At 58.5% G+C, this 26,997-nt stretch carries 22 protein-coding genes and 3 pseudogenes; 19 read left to right on the top strand and 6 right to left on the bottom strand.

The features are described 5' to 3' along the window. Window position 1 precedes the first annotated feature (1 nt). From ACYZT9_RS15610 to otnI, 8 genes and pseudogenes are all read left to right on the top strand, one after another. Window positions 2–784: pseudogene (locus ACYZT9_RS15610) on the top strand (MCP four helix bundle domain-containing protein); the annotation flags it as partial. Next, a complete protein-coding gene (locus ACYZT9_RS15605) occupies window positions 779–1,642 on the top strand; it encodes a methyl-accepting chemotaxis protein (RefSeq protein ID WP_462010232.1) in 864 nt (287 codons plus the stop codon). The pseudogene ACYZT9_RS15610 and the gene ACYZT9_RS15605, both read left to right, overlap by 6 nt. A 447-nt stretch (window positions 1,643–2,089) precedes the next feature. Then, window positions 2,090–2,251: a hypothetical protein gene (locus tag ACYZT9_RS15600; RefSeq protein ID WP_462006321.1), complete on the top strand. Its 162-nt coding sequence runs from the start codon at window positions 2,090–2,092 to the stop codon at window positions 2,249–2,251. Further along, the gene (ltnD, locus tag ACYZT9_RS15595) at window positions 2,244–3,149 is read left to right on the top strand and encodes an L-threonate dehydrogenase (protein WP_462006320.1); all 906 of its coding nucleotides are present in this window, start codon (window positions 2,244–2,246) and stop codon (window positions 3,147–3,149) included. The genes ACYZT9_RS15600 and ltnD overlap by 8 nt, the downstream gene beginning before the upstream one ends. A gap of 10 nt (window positions 3,150–3,159) precedes the next feature. After that, window positions 3,160–4,452 (top strand): 3-oxo-tetronate kinase, encoded by a 1,293-nt coding sequence (gene otnK, locus ACYZT9_RS15590; protein WP_462006319.1) that lies wholly within the window; start codon window positions 3,160–3,162, stop codon window positions 4,450–4,452. Continuing rightward, window positions 4,449–5,087 carry a 3-oxo-tetronate 4-phosphate decarboxylase gene (gene otnC / locus ACYZT9_RS15585; RefSeq protein ID WP_462006318.1) on the top strand — a complete coding sequence of 213 codons (639 nt, stop codon included), beginning with the start codon at window positions 4,449–4,451 and terminating at the stop codon, window positions 5,085–5,087. The genes otnK and otnC overlap by 4 nt, the downstream gene beginning before the upstream one ends. A gap of 188 nt (window positions 5,088–5,275) precedes the next feature. Next, the gene (locus ACYZT9_RS15580; protein ID WP_462006317.1) at window positions 5,276–6,736 is read left to right on the top strand and encodes a GntT/GntP/DsdX family permease; all 1,461 of its coding nucleotides are present in this window, start codon (window positions 5,276–5,278) and stop codon (window positions 6,734–6,736) included. A gap of 21 nt (window positions 6,737–6,757) precedes the next feature. After that, a complete protein-coding gene (gene otnI, locus ACYZT9_RS15575) occupies window positions 6,758–7,540 on the top strand; it encodes a 2-oxo-tetronate isomerase (protein ID WP_462006316.1) in 783 nt (260 codons plus the stop codon). Window positions 7,541–7,620: 80 nt separating this feature from the next. Here the strand turns inward: otnI and ACYZT9_RS15570 are convergent, their stop codons facing one another. Beyond that, window positions 7,621–8,442, bottom strand: coding sequence for a DeoR/GlpR family DNA-binding transcription regulator (locus ACYZT9_RS15570; RefSeq protein ID WP_462006315.1), 822 nt, complete (start codon window positions 8,440–8,442; stop codon window positions 7,621–7,623). A 191-nt stretch (window positions 8,443–8,633) separates the two neighbouring features. Here ACYZT9_RS15570 and ACYZT9_RS15565 point away from each other — a divergent pair, with 191 nt between their 5' ends. Beyond that, entirely contained in the window at window positions 8,634–9,062 is a 429-nt protein-coding gene (locus tag ACYZT9_RS15565; RefSeq protein ID WP_462006314.1) for an arsenate reductase ArsC, read from the top strand. 58 nt (window positions 9,063–9,120) lie between these two features. Here ACYZT9_RS15565 and ACYZT9_RS15560 read toward each other — a convergent pair whose 3' ends face one another. From ACYZT9_RS15560 to ACYZT9_RS15545, 4 genes are all read right to left on the bottom strand, one after another. Further along, on the bottom strand, window positions 9,121–11,247 hold the full coding sequence (locus ACYZT9_RS15560; protein ID WP_462006313.1) for a TonB-dependent receptor family protein: 2,127 nt from the start codon (window positions 11,245–11,247) through the stop codon (window positions 9,121–9,123). A 132-nt stretch (window positions 11,248–11,379) separates the two neighbouring features. Continuing rightward, window positions 11,380–11,688: a hypothetical protein gene (locus tag ACYZT9_RS15555; RefSeq protein WP_462006312.1), complete on the bottom strand. Its 309-nt coding sequence runs from the start codon at window positions 11,686–11,688 to the stop codon at window positions 11,380–11,382. 146 nt (window positions 11,689–11,834) lie between these two features. Then, window positions 11,835–12,530: a tRNA (adenine(22)-N(1))-methyltransferase gene (locus tag ACYZT9_RS15550; protein ID WP_462010231.1), complete on the bottom strand. Its 696-nt coding sequence runs from the start codon at window positions 12,528–12,530 to the stop codon at window positions 11,835–11,837. A gap of 167 nt (window positions 12,531–12,697) precedes the next feature. Continuing rightward, the gene (locus tag ACYZT9_RS15545; protein WP_462006311.1) at window positions 12,698–13,507 is read right to left on the bottom strand and encodes a helix-turn-helix transcriptional regulator; all 810 of its coding nucleotides are present in this window, start codon (window positions 13,505–13,507) and stop codon (window positions 12,698–12,700) included. A 97-nt stretch (window positions 13,508–13,604) separates the two neighbouring features. On the opposite strand from ACYZT9_RS15545, the gene ACYZT9_RS15540 reads away from it, so the two are divergent. Next, entirely contained in the window at window positions 13,605–14,561 is a 957-nt protein-coding gene (locus tag ACYZT9_RS15540) for a threonine dehydratase (RefSeq protein ID WP_462006310.1), read from the top strand. Between the two features lie 39 nt (window positions 14,562–14,600). Here the strand turns inward: ACYZT9_RS15540 and ACYZT9_RS15535 are convergent, their stop codons facing one another. Next, window positions 14,601–15,170: a GNAT family N-acetyltransferase gene (locus tag ACYZT9_RS15535; RefSeq protein ID WP_462006309.1), complete on the bottom strand. Its 570-nt coding sequence runs from the start codon at window positions 15,168–15,170 to the stop codon at window positions 14,601–14,603. Between the two features lie 511 nt (window positions 15,171–15,681). Between ACYZT9_RS15535 and ACYZT9_RS15530 the strand changes: the two genes are divergently transcribed. The 9 genes and pseudogenes from ACYZT9_RS15530 (at window position 15,682) to glf (ending at window position 26,969) form a co-directional block, all read left to right on the top strand. After that, window positions 15,682–16,023, top strand: a complete 342-nt coding sequence (locus tag ACYZT9_RS15530) for a hypothetical protein (protein WP_462006308.1) — start codon at window positions 15,682–15,684, stop codon at window positions 16,021–16,023. Between the two features lie 99 nt (window positions 16,024–16,122). After that, window positions 16,123–17,379, top strand: a complete 1,257-nt coding sequence (locus ACYZT9_RS15525) for a TolC family protein (protein ID WP_462006307.1) — start codon at window positions 16,123–16,125, stop codon at window positions 17,377–17,379. Further along, entirely contained in the window at window positions 17,376–18,860 is a 1,485-nt protein-coding gene (locus tag ACYZT9_RS15520; RefSeq protein WP_462006306.1) for an efflux RND transporter periplasmic adaptor subunit, read from the top strand. Before ACYZT9_RS15525 ends, ACYZT9_RS15520 begins: the two co-directional genes overlap by 4 nt. Next, the gene (locus tag ACYZT9_RS15515) at window positions 18,857–22,012 is read left to right on the top strand and encodes an efflux RND transporter permease subunit (protein WP_462006305.1); all 3,156 of its coding nucleotides are present in this window, start codon (window positions 18,857–18,859) and stop codon (window positions 22,010–22,012) included. Before ACYZT9_RS15520 ends, ACYZT9_RS15515 begins: the two co-directional genes overlap by 4 nt. 288 nt (window positions 22,013–22,300) lie before the next feature. After that, window positions 22,301–22,603 (top strand): annotated as a pseudogene (locus ACYZT9_RS15510) (isochorismatase family protein); the annotation flags it as partial. A 134-nt stretch (window positions 22,604–22,737) separates the two neighbouring features. Beyond that, window positions 22,738–23,685: an AraC family transcriptional regulator gene (locus tag ACYZT9_RS15505; RefSeq protein WP_462006304.1), complete on the top strand. Its 948-nt coding sequence runs from the start codon at window positions 22,738–22,740 to the stop codon at window positions 23,683–23,685. Between the two features lie 267 nt (window positions 23,686–23,952). Beyond that, window positions 23,953–24,162, top strand: a pseudogene (locus tag ACYZT9_RS15500) (alpha/beta fold hydrolase); the annotation flags it as partial. A gap of 462 nt (window positions 24,163–24,624) precedes the next feature. Next, window positions 24,625–25,800, top strand: a complete 1,176-nt coding sequence (locus ACYZT9_RS15495; protein ID WP_462006303.1) for a glycosyltransferase family 1 protein — start codon at window positions 24,625–24,627, stop codon at window positions 25,798–25,800. Next, entirely contained in the window at window positions 25,788–26,969 is a 1,182-nt protein-coding gene (gene glf, locus ACYZT9_RS15490) for a UDP-galactopyranose mutase (RefSeq protein ID WP_462006302.1), read from the top strand. Before ACYZT9_RS15495 ends, glf begins: the two co-directional genes overlap by 13 nt. Window positions 26,970–26,997 lie beyond the last annotated feature (28 nt).

Below are 26,997 nucleotides of genomic sequence, written 5' to 3'. Positions count from 1 at the left end.
CATGACCTTTCTGAACCAGACCAGATTCTCGACCAAGCTTTTGACCTCGTTCGTCATCTGCGCCCTGATCACCCTGGCCGTGGGTGGGTTGGGAATGGTGGGGATCAGCCGTTTGGCCACTGCGCTGTCGTTGACCTTTTCCAACAGCCTGGTCTCAGTGGGCAATATCAACGAAACCATGACCAGCCTGGTCGCTCACAACCGCGGGCTCTACCGGTTGCTGGATGCTCACGCCGGCGACGTGTCCGAAGCGGACAAGGTGCGTGTTCGCAAGAACCTGGCGACAGACCTGGGTCGGGCGGAAGATGCCTTTGCGACCTACCGTGCCACACCTCTGGCGGTAGATGAGCGGGCAGCGGGGGACGAGTACCAGGAACTGTGGCCCGGTTATGTGGCAGGGACCCAAAAGGTCATCGAATCGGTGGACGCCGGCGATCTTGCTCAGGCACGCATTCGCTTGAACGCGCTGTCGGTTGACGTGTTTATTCATGCCCGCGATTACCTGCGGGTTATGATCGATTCCAACAAGCGGCAGATCAAAGAAGGTGCCGAGGGCGCGCAGGAACTCGAAGCCAGCTCGACGCTGATCCTGCTGGTCGGGATCGTGATTGCCTTTCTGGTGGCTGTCGCTCTGGGCATTCTGATCACACGAACGATCACTCGCCCACTGGCGGTGGCGGTCGCTAGCGCCCAGCGCATCGCCGTTGGCGATCTGACCCAGAGCATCTCCACGGCCCGTGGCGATGAAGCGGGGCAACTGCTCAACGCCTTGGCGGACATGCAGGGCGGCTTGAAACGCACGATGCAGCAGATCGCCGATGCCTCGAATCAGTTGGCCTCGGCGGCCGAAGAGCTGAGCGCTGTGACCGAGGAAAGTACCCGGGGCCTGACGCGGCAGAATAACGAAATCCAGCAGGCGGCCACCGCAGTCAATGAAATGACTACGGCAGTCGAGGAAGTGGCGCGCAATGCCATGTCAACCTCCTTGGCCTCTGAAACCGCAACCGAAGATGCTGCTCATGGCCGCAGTCAGGTCGATCACACGCTCATGGGTATCAGCACCATGGTGGAAGAAATCACCGAGTCGACCGAAACGGTGACCGAGCTGGCCGGGCAAGTTCGGGAAGTCAGCAAGGTACTGGACGTGATCCGCAGCATCGCCGAACAGACCAATCTGTTGGCGCTCAACGCCGCCATTGAAGCCGCCCGTGCTGGCGAGCAGGGGCGCGGGTTTGCGGTGGTAGCCGATGAAGTGCGCGCGCTCGCCCACCGCACCCAGGCCTCGACCGTGGAAATCGAAGGTATGATCAGTACCGTGCAATCGGGTGCTAACGGGGCCGTCACTGCCATGGGCAAGAGCCTGTCGCTGGCCTCCAGCACTCAGGAACTGGCCCAGAGCGCCGGCGCGGCGCTGCAGAAGATCACAGACAGTGTCGTCACCATCAACGAGCGCAACCGGGTGATCGCTTCGGCGTCCGAACAACAGGCCCAGGTCGCCCGCGAGGTGGATCGTAATCTGCTGAACATCCAGGACCTCTCGACCCAGACCGCTGCGGGTGCCAATCAGACCAGCGCTTCCAGCCAGGAGCTGTCGCGGCTGGCCGTCTCCTTCAATGCCCTGGTAACGCAGTTCAAGCTTTAGGGGCCCGAGGACGGGTCTATGTCACCCCTTGGCCCGCGTCCAGGGGCCGCACCCGAGTTGTCAGTCCAGTAGTGATTTGACAATCAGGCGATACATCCAGCCCGCCGATCCGGTGTACCAGTACTAGAAAGTTGCAGCACCTCGTAGCAGAAGAAGCCACGCCATACGCTCTCACCAAGGCCTTGTTCGCCAACTCGATTCATTCCGTCATTCCAGTCTCCCCCCCCCCCAATAACGGCAGCCCATGGGATCCGCGCTTGAGGCCATGCTCAATGGTTCTGCCTCAGATGATGAGGTCTTCTCTCACTTGAGCTCTCATCCGATCCCATTGAAGCAGTGTTAAAAAATGTTATTTTTAAAAAACAGCTTCACATAATCTGATCATTGGAGGATTATCTACTCGACCCGTATGACAACCTGAAAACAAGACAAAACAGGATTGCGACGATGTTCGACAAGACACCCACCGGTTTACTGCGTCCCACTCAAGGGACCGGCATCTCGGTCACGATCGATCCCCGCATCCCCCTCTTTCTAAAGTGGACAGTGGCCTATGCCTTTCTGGCGTGGACGCAACCGCTGCTTTTCTCAGGAGCACCCCATGAATAACAAAAATGTCGGCGTTATCGGTCTCGGCGCGATGGGACTGGGCATTGCCCGTTCGTTGTTGCGTAGCGGCTTCGATGTGCATGCCTGTGATGTGCGTGAAGCCGTCACCCAGCAGTTCGCCAGCGAGGGAGGTGTCGCCTGCACCTCGCCGGCACACATGGCGGGTCAGTGCGATGTAATCATCACGGTGGTGGTCAATGCCGAACAGACCGAAGCCGTGTTGTTCGGTGAAGGCGGAGCGGTGAGTGCACTACGTCCCGGGAGCTTGGTGATTGGCTGTGCCACCGTCGCTCCGACCTATGCCGTGGATCTTGGCCAACGCCTGGCTGAAAGCGGTCTGCTGTATCTGGATGCACCGATCTCCGGTGGAGCTGCCAAAGCTGCGGCCGGCGAGATGACCATGATGACATCCGGTCCGGCTACGGCCTATGCCAAGGCCGACGCGTTCCTTGCGGGCATGGCCGGGAAGGTCTATCGCCTGGGAGATGTTCATGGCTTGGGCTCCAAGGTCAAGATTATCAACCAGTTGCTCGCGGGGGTGCACATTGCCGCCTCTGCTGAAGCCATGGCATTGGGGTTGCGCGAAGGGGTCGATGCCGATGCGTTGTATGAAGTGATCACCCACAGCGCGGGTAACTCGTGGATGTTTGAGAACCGCGTGCCGCACATTCTGAAGGCTGATTACACGCCATTGTCCGCCGTCGATATTTTTGTCAAGGATCTGGGCCTGGTGCTGGATACCGCCAGGGCCAGCAAATTTCCGCTGCCCTTGTCGGCCACCGCGCACCAGATGTTCATGCAGGCGTCCAGTGCCGGCTTCGGACGCGAGGATGACTCGGCAGTGATCAAGATTTTCCCGGGCATAGAGCTACCGACTGCCAAGCCTGAATCCGTTTGAGGAACGCTCCATGAAAACTTCCATTGCACGCCCCTTGTTGGGCTGCATCGCCGATGACTTCACCGGTGCCACGGATTTAGCCAACATGCTGGTGCGCGGCGGCATGCGCACGGTGCAGAGCATCGGTATTCCGAGCAGCGAAGTGGCGGCCGGTCTCGACGCAGATGCGATCGTTATAGCGCTGAAATCTCGCACCACACCCACCACGGATGCGGTCGCAGAGTCTCTGGCTGCGTTGAACTGGTTGCGGGCGCAAGGCTGCGAGCAAATTTTCTTCAAGTATTGCTCCACCTTCGATTCGACGGCTGCCGGGAACATCGGCCAAGTCAGCGAGGCGTTACTCAAAGCGCTGGACGGTGATTTCACGCTGGCCTGCCCGGCATTCCCGGAAAACGGTCGAACCATTTTTCGCGGGCACTTGTTTGTGCAGGATCAGTTGCTTAATGAGTCGGGCATGCAGCACCACCCGCTAACGCCCATGACTGATGCCAATCTGGTGCGGGTTCTGCAATCACAAACCACTTTGAACGTCGGGTTGTTGCGCTACGACAGCATCGCTCTGGGCGTTGAACATGTACGCAAAAAGATCGCTGAACTGCGGGCGCAAGGCATCGGTATGGCTATCGCCGATGCACTGTGCGACCAGGACCTCTACACCCTCGGGACTGCCTGTGCCGATCTTCCCTTGCTGACCGGTGGTTCAGGTCTGGCCTTGGGGCTGCCGGAAAACTTCCGCCGTGCCGGCAAACTACGGGATTTGGATGCCTCTTCATTGCCTGAGGTGGCGGGTGGGGAAGTGGTGCTGGCCGGTAGCGCCTCTGTCGCCACCAACGGACAGGTCGCGGCCTGGCTTGAATCCGGTCGGCCCGCTTTGCGGATTGATCCGTTGGCGTTGGCTGTCGGCGAACCGGTTGTTGCGCACGCATTGGCTTTCGCCAAGGACAATGAACAGACCGTACTGATATACGCCACCAGTTCGCCTGATGAGGTCAAGGCTGTCCAACAGAAGCTGGGTGTCGAGCAAGCAGGCAGTTTGGTGGAACACGCTTTTGGCGAAATCGCACTTGGGCTGCTGCAAAGTGGTGTACGTCGCTTCGTGATTGCTGGCGGGGAAACGTCGGGCGCCGTGGTTCAGGCGTTGGGGGTGCAACTGCTGCAGATTGGCGCGCAGATTGATCCGGGCGTACCCGCGACCGTCAGCAGTACCGACGAGCCTTTGGCGCTGGCACTTAAATCGGGCAACTTCGGTTGTCGGGAATTCTTCGACAAGGCACTGAAGCAACTGGCCGGAGGTACGAAATGAGTCATGAAAATGCCCTGCGCGAAGAGATTTGCGACGTAGGTCACAGCCTCTACCAGCGCGGCTATACCGTGGGCAGCGCGGGCAACATCAGCGCCCGTCTCGACGATGGCTGGCTGATTACCCCCACTGATGCCTGCCTCGGTCGTCTTGATCCCACTGCCATCGCCAAGGTCAATCTGGCGGGGGAGTGGGTGTCTGGCGACAAGCCGTCGAAGACCTTGGCCCTGCATCGCCAGGTTTACGATCGCAACCCGGGAGTCGGTGGCGTGGTGCACACCCATTCCACGCATTTGGTTGCGTTGACCCTGGCCAGTGTCTGGCAGCCGAATGACATCCTGCCACCGCTGACGCCGTACCAGGTGATGAAGGTTGGGCACATTCCATTGATTGGCTATCAACGGCCCGGTTCCCCCAAGGTAGCCGAGCAAGTCGCTCAACTCGCCAACAGTGTGCGCGGCGTGATGCTCGAACGTCTCGGGCCGGTGGTTTGGGAAAGCTCCGTGTCCAGGGCCAGCTATGCCTTGGAAGAACTTGAAGAAACGGCGCGACTATGGCTGATGAGCAACCCGCGTCCCGCGCCTCTGGATCAGGACGCCCTGGACGAGTTGCGAGAGGTTTTCGGCGTCCATTGGTAGGGCGCCGGATTTATCCGATACACCGCTAACGCAGGCTATGCCCAGGAGACGCAGTACCACTCCCGTGGGCATCGGCTTGCCTGAAAAACAAAAACAATAGGACTTACCAGCATGATGTACCCCGACCGTACTTCTTATGTTTTCAGTGGCAACCACCTATCCCAGGTTCGGCGTGGAGGGCAGCAGCTATGAGCCCGCTCATTCTGATGATAACCGCCGGGGTTGGGATCGCACTCCTGCTTTTCCTGGTGCTCAAGTACAAGTTTCAACCTTTCGTGGCCCTGATGCTGGTGAGCATTCTGGTGGCATTGGTGGCCGGGGTGAAACCGGCGGATCTGGTGGCCACCATTGAAGGCGGCATGGGCAAGACCCTCGGCCACATCGCGATCATCATTGCCCTGGGCGCGATGATCGGACGGATCATCGAACTCTCGGGCGGCGCCGAGGCCTTGGCAAAAACCTTGATCGAGCGATTCGGTAATCGCCGTACGCCACTGGCGCTGACAGTTGCCGGCTTTATCATCGGTGTACCGGTGTTCTTCGAGGTCGGGGTGATCATTCTCATGCCGCTGGCCTACGGAGTCGCTCGTAGAGCACGCAAACCGCTGCTGATGTTTGCCTTGCCGATGTGCGCGGCTCTGCTCACCGTGCATGCGTTCCTGCCACCTCATCCGGGGGCCGTGGCCGCTGCCAGTCAATTGGGTGCCGACCTCGGTCGAGTGTTGATGTTCGGCCTGCCGATCACGGCATTCCTGTGCTACGTCGGCTACCGAGTGGCGGGGCGCATGACTCGTCGCTTTTATCCAATGACCGATGATATCCGCGCTGAAGTCTATGGCCCCCATGTGACCAACGAAGACCTGGCTGCTTGGTCAAACGGCAATGGAAGCAACACCGTACAAGCCGCTGCTGCGGTGGCTCACATGGGGCTTGAGGAATCCACCAGCAGTATTGTTGCCAAGCTGCCGCCCGCACCGCCGCCCGGTTTCGCGCTGATCTCAGGTCTGATCCTGTTGCCGATCGTCCTGATCCTCTTAGGTACCCTGGCCAATTCATTACTACCGCCCGAATCGACGCTGCGCGCAATTTTGACCGTGCTCGGCGCACCGCTGGTGGCGCTGTTGCTGGATACTTTGCTCTGCGCCTGGTTGCTCGGTTCCCGGCGTGGCTGGAGTCGCACCCAAGTGTCCGATGTCATCGGTTCGGCGTTGCCCGGTGTGGCCATGGTGATCCTGATCGCCGGTGCCGGTGGTGTGTTCGGTAAAGTGTTGGTGGACACCGGGATCGGCGCAGTGGTCTCAGACCTGCTACGTACCACAGGGTTGCCAGTGCTGGCTCTGGGGTTTCTACTGACCATGCTGCTGCGCGCGGTGCAGGGTTCCACTACCGTGGCGCTGGTAACCACTGCGGGTATCATCAGTCCGCTAATCGCCACCCTTGACCTGACCCCTAATCACATGGCACTGCTATGCCTTGCCATGGGCGGTGGCGGGCTGGCCATGTCCCACATCAACGACGCCGGTTACTGGATTTTCACCAAACTGGCCGGACTCAATGTGGCTGACGGTCTGCGCACCTGGACAGTGATCACTACTCTGCTCGGAACGCTCGGCTTCTGCATCACGCTGGTGATCTGGCCTTTTGTCTGACCCATTCTCCAAGGAGTTAACATGCCTCGTTTTGCTGCCAACCTCAGCATGCTCTACCCGGAATATCAATTTCTGGATCGCTTCGCGGCGGCGGCTGCCGACGGTTTCGAAGCGGTGGAGTATCTCTTCCCTTACGATTACAGCGCGCAAGAACTCAAGCAGCGACTGAGTGATAACGGACTGGTTCAGGCCCTGTTCAACGCGCCGCCCGGTGACTGGGCGGCAGGGGAGAGGGGCGTTGTGACCTTGCCTGGCCGCGAGGTTGAGTTTCGCTCCGGCTTCGATCGCGCATTGGAATACGCCGCAGTGCTGGGCAACACGCGTATTCATGTGATGGCCGGTTTGCTGCCGTCGGAAAGCGACCGCCCACGCCACCACGCCGTGTACCTAAATAACCTCGCGTACGCGGCGGCTCAGGCGAGTCAGGCGGGCATCACGGTGTTACTGGAACCGATCAATACACGAGACATGCCAGGGTTTTTTCTCAATCGTCAGGATCAGGCGCAGGCGATCTGCAAGGAAGTCGGCGCCAGTAATCTGAAAGTGCAGTTCGACTGCTATCACTGTCAGATCGTGGAAGGGGATTTGGCCACCAAGCTTCGTCGCGACGTTGACGGTATCGGCCACATTCAGATTGCCGGTGTACCTGATCGGCATGAGCCAAGTTTGGGGGAAATCAACTATCCCTACCTGTTCGACCTGATGGATCAGCTGGGTTACGACGGCTGGGTCGGCTGCGAGTACCGCCCCAAGGGTGATACCTCCGCGGGTCTGCAGTGGTTGCGGGACTGGAAGGCGCTCTGACCCTCGATGTTTATTTGCCGCTGCGTTGCCTGGAGGCAATGTCAGCGGGGGAGGCCCCGGTCAGTGCCGTAGCCTTTTGCTCAGGTCGGTTTCTGATCAGCCGGCAACAGTAACTCGACACCTTGCTTGCGAATCCCATCGGCCGCAGCCGCCGCCAGTTCATCGTCACTGATGATGATGTCGAACTGCTCAAGCCCGGCGATCTTGTACATGCTGAATGTTCCGTACTTCGAGCTACTGGCAACCAGTACCACTTGCGAGGCCGATTGCATCGCCACCTGTTTGACCTCGACTTTCAAAGCAGAGGGGGTGGTAATACCGCGCCGTAGATCCCAGGAACTGGTGGAGATGAAAGCGATGTCCGTTACCACCTGACGCAAGGTGGCAACTGCGAGTCCGCCGACACAGGAATGGTTGGAGTGATCAAGCTGTCCGCCAGTGTGAATCACTGTCACCTGCGGCGCGTCCAGCAAGGCCTGTACCACCCCGAAATCGTTGGTCACCACGGTCATGCCAGGCAGTGTCTTTATGTAGGGAACGATCTCCAGCGTGCTGGTACCGGCATCCAGATATATCGTCATATCGGGTTGCAGTAATCGGGCAGCGAGCCTGGCCATGGCTTGCTTTTGCGGCAACTCGACCACTGCCTTGAGCTGATGGCTGGGCTCACTGTGAAGTTGGCTGGCAATACGCACCCCACCGGTTACCGAATAGGCGCGTCCTTCCTGCTCAAGCAGGGCGATATCGCGCCGCACGGTCATGTGCGAGCAGTCGAACATCTCCATCAACTGGTGAACGCTCAGCACTTGGTGCTTGCGCAATTGCCGCAAAATAAGCTCACGACGCTGGTCAGGAATTACCGGTGCGGCGCTGTCGGCTGCGATGTCCTTTTGACTTGGCATTCGGGGCTCCAAAGGGCTAAAACGTGCAGGTTCGAATGACTCTCATAGTAGCGAATCCACTCCCCGACCAGTAGTGCCAATGTACAGCGATATTGGTGCTCCCCATCGGCCAAGACTCCCCATAGTCAAAAACACTGCTCTAATAACAGCAACCGTTGTCCCGTTCATTGTATCGAGAGAGGGCTTTGTTCATGACCGAAAAATCCCGGGTGCTGTTCGTCTGTGCGCAAAATGACATTCGTTCGCTGATGGCGGAAGCGCTCCTGAGAAATACCGACTCCCAGCACTTCGAAGCCTTCAGTGCGGGTCTCGAACCCAGTGAGGTCGACCCGCGAACGCTCGAGTCGCTCGAACATATCGGCGTCGACGCCACCGGGTTGCGCAGCAAATCAATCGGCGAGTTTGAAGGTCAGCCGTTCGACTACGTCATCACGCTGTGTGACAAGTCATCGGAAGAGGCAGGCAAGATGCCGTTCTCGGAGGAAGTGATGACGTGGAATTTCGAGAATCCCGCAACCAGTGAAAGGCATGAGCCTTTTCGGCACGCTCTCCAGGAAATTCACGATCGCATCAAGATGTTCGTCACTGTGAAAATGAGACATTCAAGCACGGATGCTTGAGGCTCGAATCGATCGCTGAGTTGAGTTTTGACCCGTCGATGAGTCTGCGCACAAGGCCTCAGCGCAGACTCCACGACACCCCGGCATAGACTCCGAAACCCTCACCCGGTGTGGATCGTGCTGCGTCCAGCCCTTTGTCGTCATAGCCGGGAGTGACGGTGGCGGCGTAGCGTTTGTCAGTCAGGTTGCGCATGTCCAGCCAGGTCTGCCAGTCGCCCTTGGGCGCGTTGTAGCCCAGAGTCGCGCCGAACAGCGCGTAGGGATCGGCGTAATAGCTGTTGGCGTAATCCACCGCAACCCTGGACACCCACTGCGTGTTGAGCGCGGCGAAAAAGCCGAGAGGCCAGTCGTAGCGCAGTTCGCCCTGGTAGTAGTGCATCGGCAGGCCCGGCAGGCGGTTGTCGCCGAAGCGGTCGTCGTCGCGGTAGTGGAAGTCACTGAAGGTATAGCTCTGGCGCAAGCTCAGTTGGCCGCCATCGTCCCGCGTCCACAGGTTGCTCTGCAGGCTGGCTTCCATGCCCTGGTGCACGGTAGGGCTGGCGTTAAGTTCGTAGGGTGTGGTGGCGTTTGCGTCCGGCAACACCGAGAGTAATTCGTGGCGCACTTGGGCGAAGTACCAGGCCAGGCTCCATTGCCCCATCGCGCTGTCGCCACGGCCGCCGATTTCCAGTGTGGTCGCGGTCTGGTTTTGCAGTTTGACCGGATCGCGTTGGGCACCTGTGGCGACGCCACTGCCTGCCGGAAATCGAATGTTGGAGCTGTAGATCAGCGACCAGGGGTGTGGCGCTTCGACCGAGCGGCTGAGATTGCCGAACAGTTGCACCTCAGGTGTCAGCTGGTAACGCAAGCCCAGTCGTGGTGCATAGTCCCAATCGTTCAGGCTGGTCTTGCCACCTCCTTGCGGGTAGGTCACGGCGCTTTCGCGGCGGGTGTAGAGGGCGGCGAGGCCGGTCGTCAGCCACAGGTCGTCGGCAATCTTAAGATCATTGCCCACGTGCAGAACGTTGTCCGAACCCTGGTAAGTGAAGTTGCGTATGTGCGTGCCCGGCGCATAGCCAGCGGTGTTGCCGGTGGGGATGCGCACTAGCTCGCTGGCGCCGGCATTCGGCAGGTGTCTGGTCGTGCGCAAACCCAGCGTGCTATGGCTTTCCAGGCCCCAGAGCGTGTCGCGACGCTTATAGTCGAATGTGCCGCTGACGTCTGTATACGCCACCTTCAAACGGTTGGGACCCTCGCGCAATTCCATCGGATAGTCGTGGTAGGCAAGGCCGGTCTGGATGCTCGAATCGTCATCGATGTAGTAGGTGGTCTTGTTGCCGACGAAGGTACTGCCCGGTTGCTCGCGGCTGTCGTCCCGCGTCACGTAAGCGGGGTTGGCCGCCACAGAGTTGTGCTCGATGGAATGCTTGCTCACCCGCCCGGCGAGCTCGTTGTCGGTCTGGCGATAGCGCAGGTAGAAACGCGTTTCCAGGTTCGGGTTAAAGCGATAACCGAAGTTGGCGATGACGCCCTGGCTCTCGCTGGCCGTGTGATCCTGGTAGCCATCGGAGTGTGCGTCGGTCGTCGCCGCGTAGTAGTCGAAGTCGCCCAGCACTTGCCCGGAGCTGACCTGACGTTGCATGTAACCGTGGCTCCCCATCGCATAGCGCACCTGCAACAGCGGCGCGTCGTAGCCGGTGTGGCTGACGTAATCGATCGCCCCGCCCAAAGCCAGGGCACCCCTGTCGAAACCGTTGGCGCCGCGCAGCACTTCCACGTGGTCGAGCCACAGTGGTTCCAGCAATTCGTAGGGCGTGCCCCCCGGGCCGGTCAGCGGCAGACCGTCGAGCAGGGTGTATAACCCCGAGGCATGGGCGCCCGGTGCACGGTTGACCCCCGATCCGCGGATCGAGATCTTCACGCCTTCGTTACCCGCAGACTGGGCATAAACCCCTGGCTGATACGCCAGCACATCCTGGTTACTGGCCACGCGACCCTGCAGGGGGCGGCGCAGGTCAACCACATTGGTGCCGCCGGGCACTTCGGCAAGGCGTGCCTTGGCGTCCTCGACCGACGCGTCTTCGCCGCTCCGGTCCTCAGCCTCAATCAGCACTTGTCCGAGCTCCAGGCCCTGTGCGTCGGCCGTTACCGGGCAAACAAGGGCCAGGCCCAGCAGTGCAGTGGGCAGGGATCTGGACGAGGGCATTGAGAAAACTCCAGACGAACAGGAACGGGCAGTGAAGAACTGCGACGCAGGCAAGAACGAAGAGAACACATGGGGATTTTGTATTTTGGCGGGGCAAACGGGGGGCGGCAGAAATCAAATTACCGAGCGGCCTCACGGCGCCTGATTTCTGCACTCGGCCAACACCACCTGGCAGGTATCCGGCGTGCCGCCGGAACGGCCGGCATAGCGAATGCAATTACTCAGGGATTTCTGGCGCGCCATGTTCAAGGTGTCCCCCCAAGCGAGGCCGCCCTCACCGGAGGTGGGTAGCGCTTTGGCATAGCAGCTTGAGCCTGTGCTCAACGCTGAATAGCGAGCCGTCGACGCGTTACCTGAACATCCCGCGAACAATGCCAGGTTAATGGCAAACAGGGAGGACAGAATCCATGACGAGCATTGGCGTGCTGATTGTCCGGTCATGGCATGTTCCTGCAATAGGCGGCTAGCAGCGTTTGTGCAGTCGTGTACTCATCAGATTAGACGCCAGGCTGACGTTGAGAACCGCAGTCCATCGTTTTTCGCATTTTGTCGGTTGCGCCCAGGGTTGGAGAAACCCTGGACCAGGCTCAAGCCAGCAGCTCGATGATCCATCGGGCCTGTCGGGCGATGTCCTGCGCCTTCTCCACGGGCACGGCCTGCCGCGCCCGGGCGAAGTCGGCCAGGGTCTTTTGCTTCTGGCGCAACATGCGCTGCCACTTGAACAGGAACTCCGGGCTGCGGGCCTGCATCTGCAGCGGGCCAAAGTACAACTGCTCGGCGGTGTACATCACCGGTCCGTCGCGCTCGGCGACGATGATTTCGTAGTAGAAACGATTTTCCTGCAGCAGTTCCTCGCACACGATGCGGTAGCCATTGTCCATCAGCCATTGGCGCAGTGGCTGCTCGCCGCCGTTGGGCTGCAGGATCAGACGCTCCTGGCCGCTCAGGCGCGCCTTTCCGCTGTCGAGGATGTCGCGGATCGTCTCGCCGCCCATGCCGCAGATGCTGATCGCCGTGATCCCGTCTCCCGGCTCGATCGCCTCCAGGCCATTGGCCAGGCGCACGGTGATCCGCTGGTTCAGGCCGTTCTCGCGCACGGTGCGTTCGGCCGAGCGGAACGGCGTCAACGCCACCTCGCCGGCCACCGCAGCGGCGATGGCGCCACGGCGCATCAACGCCACCGGCAGGTAACCGTGATCCGAGCCAATATCGGCCAGGCGCGCATCTGCTGGCACATGCGCCGCCACGCGCTCCAGGCGCATGGACAATGTCTGTTCGTTCAACTGCTGCCCCTTTTCACCACGAACGTCCAGCGCCTTCGGCCGGATCGGGACGCGATTGTGTCGAGGAACGCTGTACATTTCAAATGACTGCGACCAGGACATGGTTCGACCCGTCCTACCGCTCGCATATCCGTCCAACCCGAACTCTGGACATGGACCGCGCAACTTCAAGATTTACGCAATTGCGCCGGACTCACGCCCAGGCGTTGCTTGAAGGTGGTTGTCATGTGCGCCTGGGAGTTGAAACCGCAGATGAGGGCGATCTCCGACAGGTTGGCTGTTGAGTCGCGCAGACGGTCCCGGGCCTTGGCGAGCCGTCGATCGATCAGGTAGCTATGCGGGCTTTTACCCGTCGAACTCTTAAATGCTCGCGTGAAAAAACCTTCGGACAGTTCAAGCAATCCTGCCATCGCCTGCACACTGAGCGGGCCATCAAGGCCAGCGTCAATGAACTCATCGAGCAAGCGCATCCGGCTGCCGGTGATAGACCCTTGGGACGGTGCCGGCATCGCCTGGTGCCCCTTCGCCCGTTCAGCCAGGGCGAGTGCCCAGGCTTCCCAATCGTCATCCACCGAGGCATGCAACAGCGCGCTGCGCATTCGGAGCGCGAGGGTAATGGCCTGCGGATCAATGCGATTGTTGAATGCACGATCCCCCCTCAATTCCTTACTGTCTGCGTGCATGATCCGCAGGTATTCACCGCCTCTGGATGACTCGGACAACACGTCACAACCGACCGGGACGAACGCCAGGCTGTTGGGCGTGGCAACGAAGGGCTGCACTCGGTCGCTGCCGATGGCGTGCAGGCCTCGCTGGCTGTCGAAGGCAAAACCAATCGCCGCATGAGTCGCTACGTACCGGGTAGCGTAGGCGGAGCCGGGCAACAATTCGATCGCCCAAGGCCCGGCCTCGACACGGCGGACCGGTTCAGGAACGAACGATGGCTGCAGACAGTTTCGATGGCTCATAAACACCATAGTAGTGAAGAGCGGGCACAAAAGTCAGGTCGGTTTTTTGAAAGCCAGCGTATTGCACCGCTGTCTAGACTGGGCAAAATCTCAGGGAGGCTGCGTTATGTACAGACTGACTCGCGACGAAATCGAACAAGCGGCTCGCCACGTATACCAGGTCATGCCCGCCACCGCCCAGTACGCTTGGCCATTGCTGGCGGAGCGGTTGGGTTGCACGGTATGGGTCAAACATGAAAACCACACCCCGACGGGGGCTTTCAAGGTGCGCGGTGGCATTACCTTCATGCACTGGCTCAAACGCGTCCACCCGGGCGTGAAGGGCATTGTTTCCGCTACCCGTGGCAACCATGGCCAGAGCGTGGCGCTGGCGGCCAGCGCGCTGGGGTTGCGGGCGCTGATCGTCGTGCCGGAAGGCAATTCGGTTGAAAAAAACAACGCCATGCGCGGCTTTGGCGGCGAAGTGGTTGAGTATGGCCGCGATTTCGATGAGGCCCGCGAAGAGGCCGCACGCCTGGCGAAACGACATGACCTCTACCTCGTGCCGCCATTCCACACTGAGTTGGTCAAAGGCGTGGCCACCTATGCGCTGGAGCTGTTCCAGGCTGCACCGGATCTGGATACCGTCTACGTGCCGATAGGCTGTGGCTCGGGAATCTGTGGGGTGATTGCTGCCCGCGACGCGCTGGGCTTGAACACCCAAGTGGTGGGCGTGGTTTCCACAGAGGCTGCGGCCGCTAAGTTATCGTTTGAGGCTGGAGCCCTATGCGAAACCGCTTCGGCGAATACCTTTGCCGACGGCCTCGCCGTGCGCAAGCCAATTCCCGAGGCCTTTGCCCTCTACGGGGCGGCGGCGGCACGAATCGTATCCGTCAGCGAAGACCAGATTGCCGAGGCCATGCGCGTGTATTACACCGATACCCACAACCTCGCTGAAGGGGCAGGCGCGGCGGCCCTGGCAGCGCTCATTCAGGAGCGTGAAGCAATGGTGGGCAGAAGGGTGGGGGTGATTTTGTCCGGCGGGAATGTTGACCGAGCGGTGTATGCGAGAGTGATTGGGTGATCAATGGCCGCATCGGCGACCTCGGCTGCCGCTTTGAAACTAGGGCGTTAAAACATATTCATGAAAAATCTGTGGCCCATGCTGGTCATCGTTTCTGCTGGTAAATCCCATACTCACTGCCAAGCCGTGCATCGCCTCATTACCTGACGAATCCATTGACGAGATTTTGCTGAAGCCTTGGCGTGATGCGGTATCCATCAAATGTTGTAACAGTGCAGTGGCGACACCCCGTCGTTGCCACCGTTCACCAACAGCAACGGCGAACTCGCAATGAGCATCGCCTTCGTACGCCCCATAACGGGCGGTACCGATTTCAATGAGCTGCTTGCCCTCGTATGCCAGAGCAATGTAGGCCATGCGATTGTGCAGATTGATGTCCATGAGCTGGTCGTGGGGTTCTACCAGATTGCTGAACGAGGCTAGAAAACGAAAATGCGGTTTGCTTTTGCCGAGGTCGTTGAAAAAGGCTAAATCCCGATCCCGATCCGCCTCTGCCAACTCACGAATCAGCATAGGAGTACCATCCGACATGGATTCCACCCAGTATTCGCCGGTCAGCCCATCGGTTTCATCCTTGAAGCGCTTGTTGATGCTTGTGTCATAAGACATGCGACGAACTCCGGCAATTAATGGGACTGCTTGTTCACCCTAGTCTTGTGCGAGGTTGACCGGAGCGTTATCCGCTCACTGACAGGTTTAAGGGACAGCCGGTATCGCCACCGGCAATCAATTCGAACGCATCGCTTGTCGTGACGACGGCAGGTTATGGGAGGGCGCTTTCGCGGATGCCTGCAATCTGTTGTGGCTCAATGATTTTGGACCATGATGCAGGAGTATCGACCTAAGGAAGCATCATGGGATATCGGGTTGTTAACGCCGAGGAAAAAGCAGAAGCCATTCGCTTGGTAGTAGAGATGAAATGCTCCGTACCTCAAGCCTGCTCGCTACCGATAATGACTACGAAGCGTTTGGTCAACAGCTCGCATAAACGTCTATTTTTTACACATAATGCTGGCTTAATTCATGTCCGGTGTTATCGCCGACGTCGGAGCCTGCCAACAGGTTGTTGATGACACGAGTCCAATTGTAAGAGCCATTTCCAGCGACTACACTCCAGCCCATGAAACGCTATCTGCGGTTTTGCATCATTTTCATGATCAGCTTGGCGCTTCCCCTTAGTGGGATGGCGGGCGTTCAGGCACCGACAGAACCGTGCCCAATGAAGACGATGGGCATGGCGATGATGGACGACATGGGAATGGACTGCTGCAACGATATGGAAAGCCCTTCCGAGCACGGCAAACCTTGTAAGCCGGGCCAGGAATGCAAGTCGAGCGGGATGCTGCAAGTCTCGATCCTCAAGCCTCCTGTAACCGTGTTCAGTCCCGTAGCGCTGTCTTTTTTCAGAGATTCCCTACCTGTACATACCCCGTCCGGGGTATGGCGACCGCCTCGCGTTTGATTCCTGTCCCACATTGAGCCTCATTCCGTATTAGCGGGGTGGACTAGCTGCGCGCATGTCATTTGATGCGTGCAGTGGATGATCACAGGAATCGTAAACATGAACTCCAAGTGCTATTGCACAGGTTGGTCACTCGTGGCCGGTCTGGCGGCAAGTGTACTGGCATTGCCGAGCTTCGCTGCTGCATTGACACTCGATGAAGCGTTGCGGCTGGCCGAAAACAATGCACCTTCGCTGACCGCACAAGACGCCAAAATTCAGGCTGCCAGCAGCTCGGCTATTCCAGCCGGGGAGCTTCCTGACCCCAAACTGTTGCTCGGTGTTCAGAACTACCCCATTGGTGGTCCGGATCGCTGGAGCATCGACCAAGACTTCATGACCATGCAAATGGTCGGAGTCAGGCAAGAAATGCCGAACAGCGAAAAACGCAAAGCCCGCATCGAGGTCGCCGATGCGGCCGTTGATCGCGCCGCTGCGGAGCGTCGAGTCGAACGTCTGAAGGTACGCCAGTCCACGGCGTTGGCTTGGATCAGCAGCTACTCGGTTGAGCGAAAAGATGCGCTGTTCCAGGACTTCTACAAAGAAAACCGCCTGCTGACCGATACCGTCCGGGCACAGATTGCCGGTGGCCGCGCTCAACCCGTCGATGCGGTGACACCTAAGCAAGAAGCGGCTCAACTGGCGGAGCAACAGGACGATCTGATTCTCCAGAGAGCGCAGGCCCGAGCAGCCCTCAAACGCTGGATTGGCTCCGCCGCCAACGACAAGCCTGTGGGCAGCTTGCCTGAATGGAGCGTCGACTCCTCAAACTACCCTCATAAACTGCAAAACCACCCCGAGTTGGCAGCGTTTGCGCCGATGACCCGCGAAGCACAAGCCAAGGTTCGTGAAGCCGTGTCGGAGAAGCAGTCGGACTGGAGCTGGGAACTGGATTACCAGCGCCGTGGCCGTGAGTTTGGCGATATGGTCAGCGTGCAATTTTCCTGGGACCTACCGCTGTTTCCTGACTCTCGCCAAAACCCCAAAATCGTGGCCAAACAGGCTGAAGTCAGCCAACTTGAGGCCGAGCGCGAAGCCCTGTCACGCGAGCACACACAGCAACTTGAAAACGAACTCGCTGACTATGAGCGCCTGAATCTTGCCGTGCGTCGAAACCAGGAAAGCCTGTTGCCGCTGGCCGAGGAAAAGGTCGAACTCAGCATGGCCAGTTATCGTGCCGGCAAAGGCGATTTAAACGCCGTTGTTGCCGCCCGACGTGAACTCATCGAAGCCCGCCTCAAACAGGTCGACGTGGAGGAGCAGCGAGCACTGACCAGTGCGCGTCTGCATTTTGCATATGGGGAGTCCAGCCAATGATCCTTAAAAAATGGAACGGGGCATTGCTGGTAGGCATCTCGCTGGCATTGGGTGTTGCCGGTGGCTACTGGTTCGCTCACCAGCGCATGAGTGGAGTACCAGTTACCGCCCCAGATCAGAGCCTCAATTTATCGGATGAACGCAAGGCTCTGTATTGGTACGACCCCATGTACCCGCAGCAAAAGTTCGATAAAGCGGGTAAGTCCCCCTTCATGGACATGCAACTGGTCCCCCAGTACGCCAGTGGCGCAGGGGATCGTGCGACCGTCACTATCGATCCAAGCCTCAGCCAGAATCTCGGTCTGCGTTTTGCAACAGTCACCCGTGGAGTCTTTGACTCCAGCCTCGATGTGACAGGTGTCTTGGCGTTCAACGAACGTGACGTCGCTGTGATTCAGGCACGCACCACCGGCTTTGTGGAGCGGGTCTATGCCCATGCTCCAGGCGATGTGCTCAAAGCCAATGCGGCACTGGCGGATATCCTGGTGCCGGAGTGGGCCGCCGCCCAGACAGAGTTTCTTGCCCTCAAGCTCAACAGTGATGCTGACCTGTTGGCTGCGGCCCGCCAGCGACTGCGGCTCACAGGGATGCCGGCAACACTGATTACTCAGGTAGAGCGTGGCGGTAAGGTTCAGCCCTACCTGACGCTCACCAGCCCCATTAGTGGTGTGCTGCAAGAACTGAATGTCCGTGCGGGTATGACTGTGGCGACTGGCGATACTCTGGCACGCGTCAATGGCCTGAGCAGTGTCTGGCTAGCCGTGGCCGTTCCAGAATCGGAGGCCGGATCGATCACCGTGGGGCAGGCGGTCGAAGCGCGCCTGCCAGCCTTCCCGGGGACAATGCTCAATAGCACGATCAGCGCGATTTTGCCCGAGACCAATCCGGACAGCCGCACCCTTCGCGTACGTGTTGAAATACCTAATCCGGACGCACGCCTCAGGCCGGGTTTGACAGCGCAGGTACGCCTGAATCGTTCGACCGAGCAGAGTGTGTTGTGGGTGCCGAGCGAGGCGGTGATTCGCACGGGCCGACGTGCCTTGGTGATGCTCGCCGAAGACGCCGGCCGCTACCGTCCAGTGGAGGTGCAACTCGGGCAGGAGAGCGATGGCAAGACTGCTATTTTGAAAGGACTGGAAGAAGGCCAGAAGGTGGTTACCTCTGGCCAGTTCTTGCTGGACTCGGAGGCCAGTCTCAAGGGCATTGTTGTAAACACGGAGGAAGAGTCACCACCCAGCGCAGCAGCCTCCAGCTTCCATGAAGCGGATGGGCAGATCGTTTTGATCAACGATAAAGAAGTCACGCTCGCCCATGGCCCTTTCAAGACGCTGGGCATGCCTGGCATGACGATGACGTTCCCACTCGCCAGTCCGGCGCTGATGCAGGGCCTAAAAACGGGCGACAAGGTTCGGATTGCGGTGAGCCAGACCGATGATGGTCTGCGTGTTGAGCGCCTGGATAAATCGGGGAGCCAGCCATGATTGCTGCCCTCATTCGTTGGTCAGTGGCCAACCGATTCCTAGTGCTACTGGCGACTCTGTTTGTCACGGCATGGGGCATTTGGTCGGTGCAAAGCACACCCATTGATGCGCTGCCAGATCTCTCCGATGTTCAGGTGATCATCCGCACCCCTTATCCGGGACAAGCGCCGCAGATTGTCGAGAACCAAGTAACCTATCCGCTAGCCACTACCATGCTCTCAGTACCGGGAGCCAAGACGGTGCGTGGTTATTCCTTCTTCGGTGACAGCTTCGTTTACGTGCTGTTCGAAGACGGTACTGACTTGTACTGGGCTCGCTCGCGGGTGTTGGAGTATCTGAGCCAAATACAAAGTCGGTTGCCGGCCAGCGCCAAGCCGGCGTTGGGACCGGATGCGACGGGGGTGGGCTGGATCTATCAGTACGCACTGGTGGATCGCAGTGGAGGACACGACCTGGCGCAGCTGCGCGCACTTCAGGATTGGTTCCTCAAGTTCGAACTCAAGACCCTGCCCAACGTTGCGGAAGTGGCCACCGTGGGAGGCATGGTCAAGCAGTATCAGGTACAGCTTGATCCGCTCAAACTGGCCAGCCTCGGTATCACTCAGGCTGAGGTGACCGAAGCTATCGGCAAGGCCAACCAGGAAACCGGTGGTGCCTTGCTGGAGATGGCAGAGACCGAGTTCATCGTGCGCGCTACCGGCTATCTGAAGACGCTCAATGACTTTCGGGCGATCCCGCTCAAGCTCGGCTCGGGCGGTGTGCCGGTGACCCTTGGCGATGTCGCCACGATTCAGTTGGGACCGGAAATGCGGCGTGGCATTACTGAACTCGACGGCGAAGGCGAGACTGTCGGCGGCGTGGTGATTTTGCGCAGCGGCAAGAATGCTCGCGAGACCATTGCAGCGGTCAAAACCAAACTCGACGAACTGAAAAGCAGTTTGCCGGCCGGGGTGGAAATCGTTACCACCTACGACCGCAGCAAGCTGATTGACCGCGCTGTGGAAAACCTCAGCCACAAGCTCATCGAAGAGTTCATTGTCGTAGCATTGGTCTGCGGCATCTTCCTCTGGCATCTGCGCTCATCGCTGGTGGCGATTATCTCCCTGCCGGTTGGTGTGTTGATTGCCTTCATCGTCATGCGCTACCAGGGCATCAACGCCAACATCATGTCCTTGGGTGGGATTGCCATCGCCATCGGCGCCATGGTCGATGCCGCCGTGGTGATGATCGAGAACGCCCACAAAAAAATTGAGGCGTGGCACGTGGCCAATCCAGGAGAGGAGCTGAAGGGTGAGCGTCATTGGCATGTGATGACCGAAGCAGCGGCAGAGGTAGGCCCGGCGCTGTTCTTCTGTTTGTTGATCATCACCCTGTCTTTCATTCCGGTGTTTACCCTGGAAGCGCAAGAGGGGCGGCTGTTCGGCCCGTTGGCTTTCACCAAGACCTACGCCATGGCCGCAGCAGCGGGATTGTCAGTAACCTTGGTGCCAGTGCTGATGGGCTACTGGATTCGGGGGCGAATCCCTAGTGAACAACAGAACCCATTGAATAGGTGGTTGATTCGACTCTATCAGCCAGCGCTGGATGCGGTGCTGCGTCGTCCCAAAGTCACCCTGCTGGTGGCGCTATTGGTTTTTGTCAGTGCGTTATGGCCATTGTCGCGCCTGGGTGGTGAGTTTCTTCCGCCTTTGGACGAGGGCGATCTGCTCTATATGCCTTCTGCTTTGCCGGGATTATCGGCGCAGAAAGCGGCGCAGTTGCTCCAACAGACTGATCGTCTAATTAAAACGGTGCCTGAAGTCGAACACGTTTTCGGTAAAGCGGGGCGTGCCGAAACCGCCACCGACCCGGCACCGCTGGAAATGTTCGAAACCACGATCCAGTTCAAACCACATGAGCAATGGCGTGCAGGCATGACCCAGGAAAAATTGGTGGAAGAACTGGATCGAGTGGTACGAGTCCCTGGGCTGACCAATATCTGGATTCCGCCGATTCGCAACCGTATCGACATGCTTGCCACGGGGATCAAGAGTCCCATCGGAGTGAAAGTTGCCGGCACCAACCTAACGGAGATCGATGCCGCTACTCAGGCAGTCGAGCGTGTGGCCAAGGGCGTACCCGGTGTCAGTTCGGCTCTGGCCGAGCGACTGACCGGTGGCCGCTACATTGATGTGGATATCGACCGCAACGCCGCCGCCCGCTACGGACTGAATATCGCCGATGTGCAGTCCATTGTGGCTGGCGCTATCGGTGGTGAAAATGTCGGGGAGACCATTGAAGGGCTTGCACGCTTCCCGATCAACGTACGTTATCCGCGTGAGTGGCGTGACTCTATCGGCGCCCTGGAGCAATTACCGATCTACACCCCGTTAGGGAGCCAGATCACACTCGGCACAGTGGCGAAGGTCAAGGTCACGGACGGTCCTCCGATGCTCAAGAGCGAGAACGCACGGCCTTCAGGCTGGGTGTACATCGATGTGCGGGGAAGGGACATCGCCTCGGTGGTCGCCGATCTGCGCAGGGTCGTCAATGAGCAAGTCAAGTTGCAGCCCGGCATGAGTCTGAGTTACTCAGGGCAGTTCGAATTTCTGGAAAGGGCCAACGCACGACTCAAGCTGGTGGTGCCTGCCACACTGTTGATCATCTTCGTGTTGCTCTACCTCACTTTCGCCCGCTTCGATGAGGCTTTGTTGATCATGGCCACTCTGCCATTCGCACTGACTGGCGGAGCCTGGTTCCTCTATCTGTTGGGTTTCAACCTGTCGGTTGCCACCGGGGTCGGGTTTATAGCCTTGGCCGGTGTTTCTGCCGAGTTTGGTGTGATCATGCTGCTCTATCTGAAGAACGCCTGGGCGGAACGAGAAGACCTCGGCGACAGCACCGAACGCGGTCTGGTCGCGGCGATTCGTGAAGGCGCTGTGCAGCGCGTTCGACCCAAGGCCATGACTGTGGCCGTCATTATTGCCGGCCTGTTACCCATCCTGTTGGGCAGTGGGACTGGTAGCGAAGTGATGAGCCGCATTGCCGCGCCCATGGTAGGCGGCATGATCACAGCCCCCTTGCTCTCTCTTTTTGTCATTCCGGCAGCCTATCGCCTGATGCGTCGTCGGCACCTTTCAGTTGAACCCATCAACCTTCAAGGAAACCGGTAACTCTGAGATGTTGCGTCGACCGGTTGAATCCACAACCGATTGCCGCCTCTCGCGAAGGGCTGCATCCCAACCATCGTCGATCCGCCGCGCGCAGGTTGTCCTCAAAGTCACTGACTCTACCCATCGCATAGCTCCATCTCCGCTCCCGATTTGCCGTTTTACGTAGTCTGCGTTGCGGCATTTTTCAGATGATGCGTTCGTTCATGAAGCTTCGAACAGTGCCGGACGGTGGAGCGCTGCGAGCAATCGAGAGCTTCGATATCAGTCACGTCACTTCTCGAATTCGCGGTGGTGCTCAAGCATTTCATCAATTCTTTCCGTGAAACCGAGTTGAAAGCAACCCTCGACCGCCACGGGATCAACGAGGTCGTCATCGTCGGCAACATGAGCCACATGTGCGTGGACGGAATGACCCGCGCGGCGGTGGATTTCGGCTATACCACCACCGTCCTGCACGATGCGTGCGCCACCCTTGACCTTGAGTTTAACGGGGTCAAGGTCCCCGCCGCGCAGGTGCATGCGGCGTTCATGGCCGCCCTCAGCTTCGGTTATGCGCCGGTCATTTCCACCACTGAATACCTGAGTCGTTGATCTGTTGCGCAGATTGGGCAGATGGACGGCCATACGCGTTCATTTGCCTGCGGTTTTTGTGAGCTACGCTGATTACCTGGACTGATCTGGCCGGGAGGCTGCCTTCAACTGTTCGGGGGCAGTGAGGTGCGTCGATGCAGCTGATCTGCTCGGAGTTCGATGAATTCGAAGAAGCGTTGTACGGGGTGCAGGGCCGTTACGTGCTCCGCACGCGGCAGCAGCGCGACTGGCAACTCAACGTCGTTGACCTGGACGGCGTGGCACTGATGAGTGGCCGAGAGGGCGCCGGTACGGTGTATACGGGCATCGGCCTGCCAGGTTATTTCAATATTTTCCTGCCGCTGACGGGGCATGAGTCGACGGTGGTCGACGGCCATCCATTCAATCGCCAGCGAATTGGCTGGATGGTGCCCAATGCCATGTTTCATATCAACGCGAAAAGTCCGGCCAGTTGGCTGACGGTCGCGATGTCCTGTGAGTTAGTGTTGCGCTGGGCAGCCGTACGCGAAGATGAGTTCGACTTTTTCGTTTTGCATCGCAACATGGTCAGCAACGCCCAGCGCAACCTTGGTCCGTTACTGTGGCTGGCACGTCGTCTGTTCCATATCGAGGCCCACGCAGCGGAGGTTCTGCACACCGAGGGGGCGGAGGAGGCCGCACGCCGGGAGGTGATGGATGTGGTGTTCCGCACGCTCCTGCCCGTCGACCCGCTGCAAGCCGCGCCGCGGCACCATCGGGACCATAAAGAGATACTCAAGCGAGCGCTTGAATTGCTGGATACGTTGGATATCCAGTCCGTTTACACCGAAGACATCTGTCAGGCGACCTGCGCCTCGGAACGCACCGTGCGCAATGTCTTTAACGAATACCTGGGCATGAGTCCCCATCGTTACCTGATGATCCGCCGCTTGCATGGGATCCGTGCCGCCATCCGTCATGCTGGCCCGGAAGATACGATCACCAGCATTTGCGCGCGCTTCGGTGTGTGGGACTTTGGGCGATTTGCCGGCCTGTACCGCCAGTTTTTTGGTACGTTGCCGGCGCAATCACTCAAAACCGCGAAGACATTGCCGCACCCCTAGGCGCAGGCGCTCACGGCAGGGACCGCATTAGCGTTTGACGGGGGTATTCGCCGAATAGCCTGTGATAATCGGAAGCCATACATCCGCTGTCGGAAAAACCGAATCGCAGGGCGATCTGGCTGACAGACTCGGTATCTGGATTAGCGATCGACAGTGCTGCATATTCCATGGGAATCGTGCGTCTCCGAAAATCCCCTGCAACTTTCCAGCTTGCCGGATTTACGTAGTCCGCCCCCGATCGATTTGCGCATGCTTTGCGCGTGTCAGTTTACGCAGGGTCTGAAGAAGTTCGACATACCGACTTTGATCGTTCACGGTGACGACGATCAAATTGTCCCGATCGATGCAGCGGGCAGGGCTTCGGCGAAACTGATCAAGAACAGCAAGCTGATCGACTATGAAGGTGCGCCCCACGGTATAACCGATACACACAAGGAAAGATTGAATGCTGACCTTTTGGCGTTCGTACAGTCTTGATAGGCACATTGCCGAACAAGCGCGTCGGCCCACTGACGCGCCTGACGAGGAGATAGCCTTAGGCTGGGTATGTCAGCCTGAGACGCAAAGGCAACTGCCTTGAGAGATATCAGCCATTTCTGGTGGGCAATCCACTGATTAGGGATGGCACTTTAAGCGGTGAGCAGTTGCAAGTGTTAGTGCAGATCGCCGTTAAAACGATTGGTCATTTTCCCGCCAATACAGCGACCCTTTCCGGGAACGAAGCTGCAGGATAGTTCAGAGTGTTCGCTCGCGTTACATGCCCTTCATCGGCTTAGATGGAACGCGATTGAACGCCCTTGATATGTCATATCTCCAACGCCTTAGAAGCGAGCAAAACAGGACATCCCTCAACGCGATGTGTCCGCATGAGTTGGCTTCGAAGCCAAGTCGTCAATGTGCTTTGAATTCTGTTTTGGTAACGACCGAAAGGAAATTATTATGAACCTGATAGAGCAACCCGACTCGCTGTTGACCCCCACCTGTTTTGACGCTGAAACACATCCTGCTCAATCTCAGCGTCCTGTTCTGTTATGCCTGTCTCACTTGCGCTGGGGATTTGTTTATCAGAGGCCGCAACATGTGATGTCTCGCCTCGCAAAAGACTACGACGTGTTTTTTTTCGAAGAGCCTGTGCATGACGCAATCGACGAGCCCTGGCTGGAGCATACCCAACCTGCGGACGGTGTGACGGTACTAGTGCCGCATTTGCCCGCGGGCCTCGACCCTCGGCAAACCAATACTGCCCAGCGCCGATTGCTCGACGATTACCTGGCGATTCAGGCTCCGCTGCCTTTGCTGCTGTGGTATTTCACGCCGATGAGCCTTGATTTCACCTCTCACCTAAAAGGTCAGGTCACGATTTTTGATTGCATGGACGAACTGTCGGCTTTCAAGGGGGCACCCAATAAACTGGTGGAAAATGAACGCAGGCTGATGCAGCGGGCTGACGTGGTCTTCACAGGCGGTTTCAGCCTTTGGGAGGCCAAACGCAAGCTCCACGGCAATGCGCATCCCATTCCTAGCAGCGTCGACCTTGAGCACTTCGGTGCCGCGCGACAGTCTTTGCCACAGCCTATGGATCAAGCCGGCATCGGCTATCCACGTCTTGGATTCTTCGGCGTTATCGATGAACGATTCGACATTGCACTGGTAAGCGAACTTGCCCGCCGGCGGCCGCAATGGCAGCTCGTGTTGATCGGCCCCGTGGTGAAAATCGATCCGGCGGCACTGCCGCGCTATCCCAACATCCATTACCTGGGCAGTAAGGATTACTCGCAGTTGCCAGCGTATCTGGCCGGTTGGGATGTTGCCTTGATGCCGTTTGCCCTCAATGAATCGACACGTTTCATCAGCCCGACCAAAACACCCGAATACCTGGCGGGCGGATGTCCCGTTGTATCGACGCCCATTGCGGATGTGGTCAGGGTTTATGGCGACAGCGGCGTGGTGAAAATTGCTGCGTCGGTCGTTGAGTTCATTGCCGCCATCGAGAGCATTCTCAATGACGATCAAGATCCGGCGGCATTCGCCCATCGTGTCGATGCCGTGCTCGACGGCATGTCCTGGGACAAGACTTGCGCGGTGATGAAGGAGCAAATCGAATGCCTCAGATAACGCTTGAATCTGCCCTCTCTGGCTCCTTCGCGGATACATACGATTACTTGATCGTGGGCGCCGGGTTTGCCGGCAGCGTCCTGGCTGAACGCCTGACCGCCGGGCTCGGTAAGCGAGTCCTGCTGATCGATCGTCGCGAGCATATTGGCGGCAATGCCTACGATCATTACAACGAGGCGGGCATCATGGTTCATCGTTATGGGCCGCACATTTTCCACACTAATGCCGAACGCATCGTGCAATACCTGTCGAGGTTCACAAAGTGGCGTCCCTACGAGCACCGCGTGCTGGCGCAGGTCGCCGAGCATCTCATACCCATTCCGATCAACCTGACCACGCTGAACACCTTGTACGGGTTGAACATGACAGAGTCGCAAGCCGCCGAGTTTCTGACTCGCCGTGCGGAACCGGTGGAGACCATTCGCACTTCGGAAGATGTAGTGGTCAATCAGGTCGGTCGCGAACTCTACGAGATTTTTTTTCGCGGTTACACACGAAAACAGTGGGGCCTCGATCCGTCGGAACTCGACAAATCCGTTACCTCCCGCGTGCCGACACGCACTAACAACGACGACCGTTACTTCGGCGACACCTATCAAATGATGCCGCTTGAAGGCTACACGCGAATGTTCGAGCGCATGCTCGACCATCCGAACATCGACATCCTGCTCGGCGCCGACTTTACCGACGTACGTGATCGGGTGAGTTACGGCCATCTGGTGTACAGCGGTCCGATTGATGAGTATTACGACTACTGCTTTGGCAAGTTGCCGTATCGATCATTGAAATTTCAACACGAGACTATCGGCCAGCCGCAGTTCCAACCGGTGTCAGTGGTCAACTATCCCGACGAAGCGGTGCCCTATACGCGTATTACCGAATACAAGCACCTGACCGGGCAAGTGCATCCGCAGACTAGCATCAGCTATGAATTTCCATGTGCCGAAGGCGATCCGTACTACCCGGTCCCGCGTCTGGAAAACGCTGAGCTGTACAAGCGTTACAAAGTCTTGGCCGACCGTACGCCGAACGTGACCTTTCTCGGTCGGCTGGGGACGTACAAGTACTACAACATGGATCAGGTAGTGGGTCAGGCATTGGCACTTTATCAGCGCATTGCCGAAGCTGCCGTCGACGCGAATGTTTCCGCCGGTGGAGTGCAATCGTGACCACCGGCACGCCGGTTGTAACCTCTGG

Source organism: Pseudomonas sp. ZT5P21 (assembly GCF_054897785.1).
Note: the sequence above shows the minus strand (reverse complement) of the source record. Positions and strands in the feature narration are given on the sequence as shown.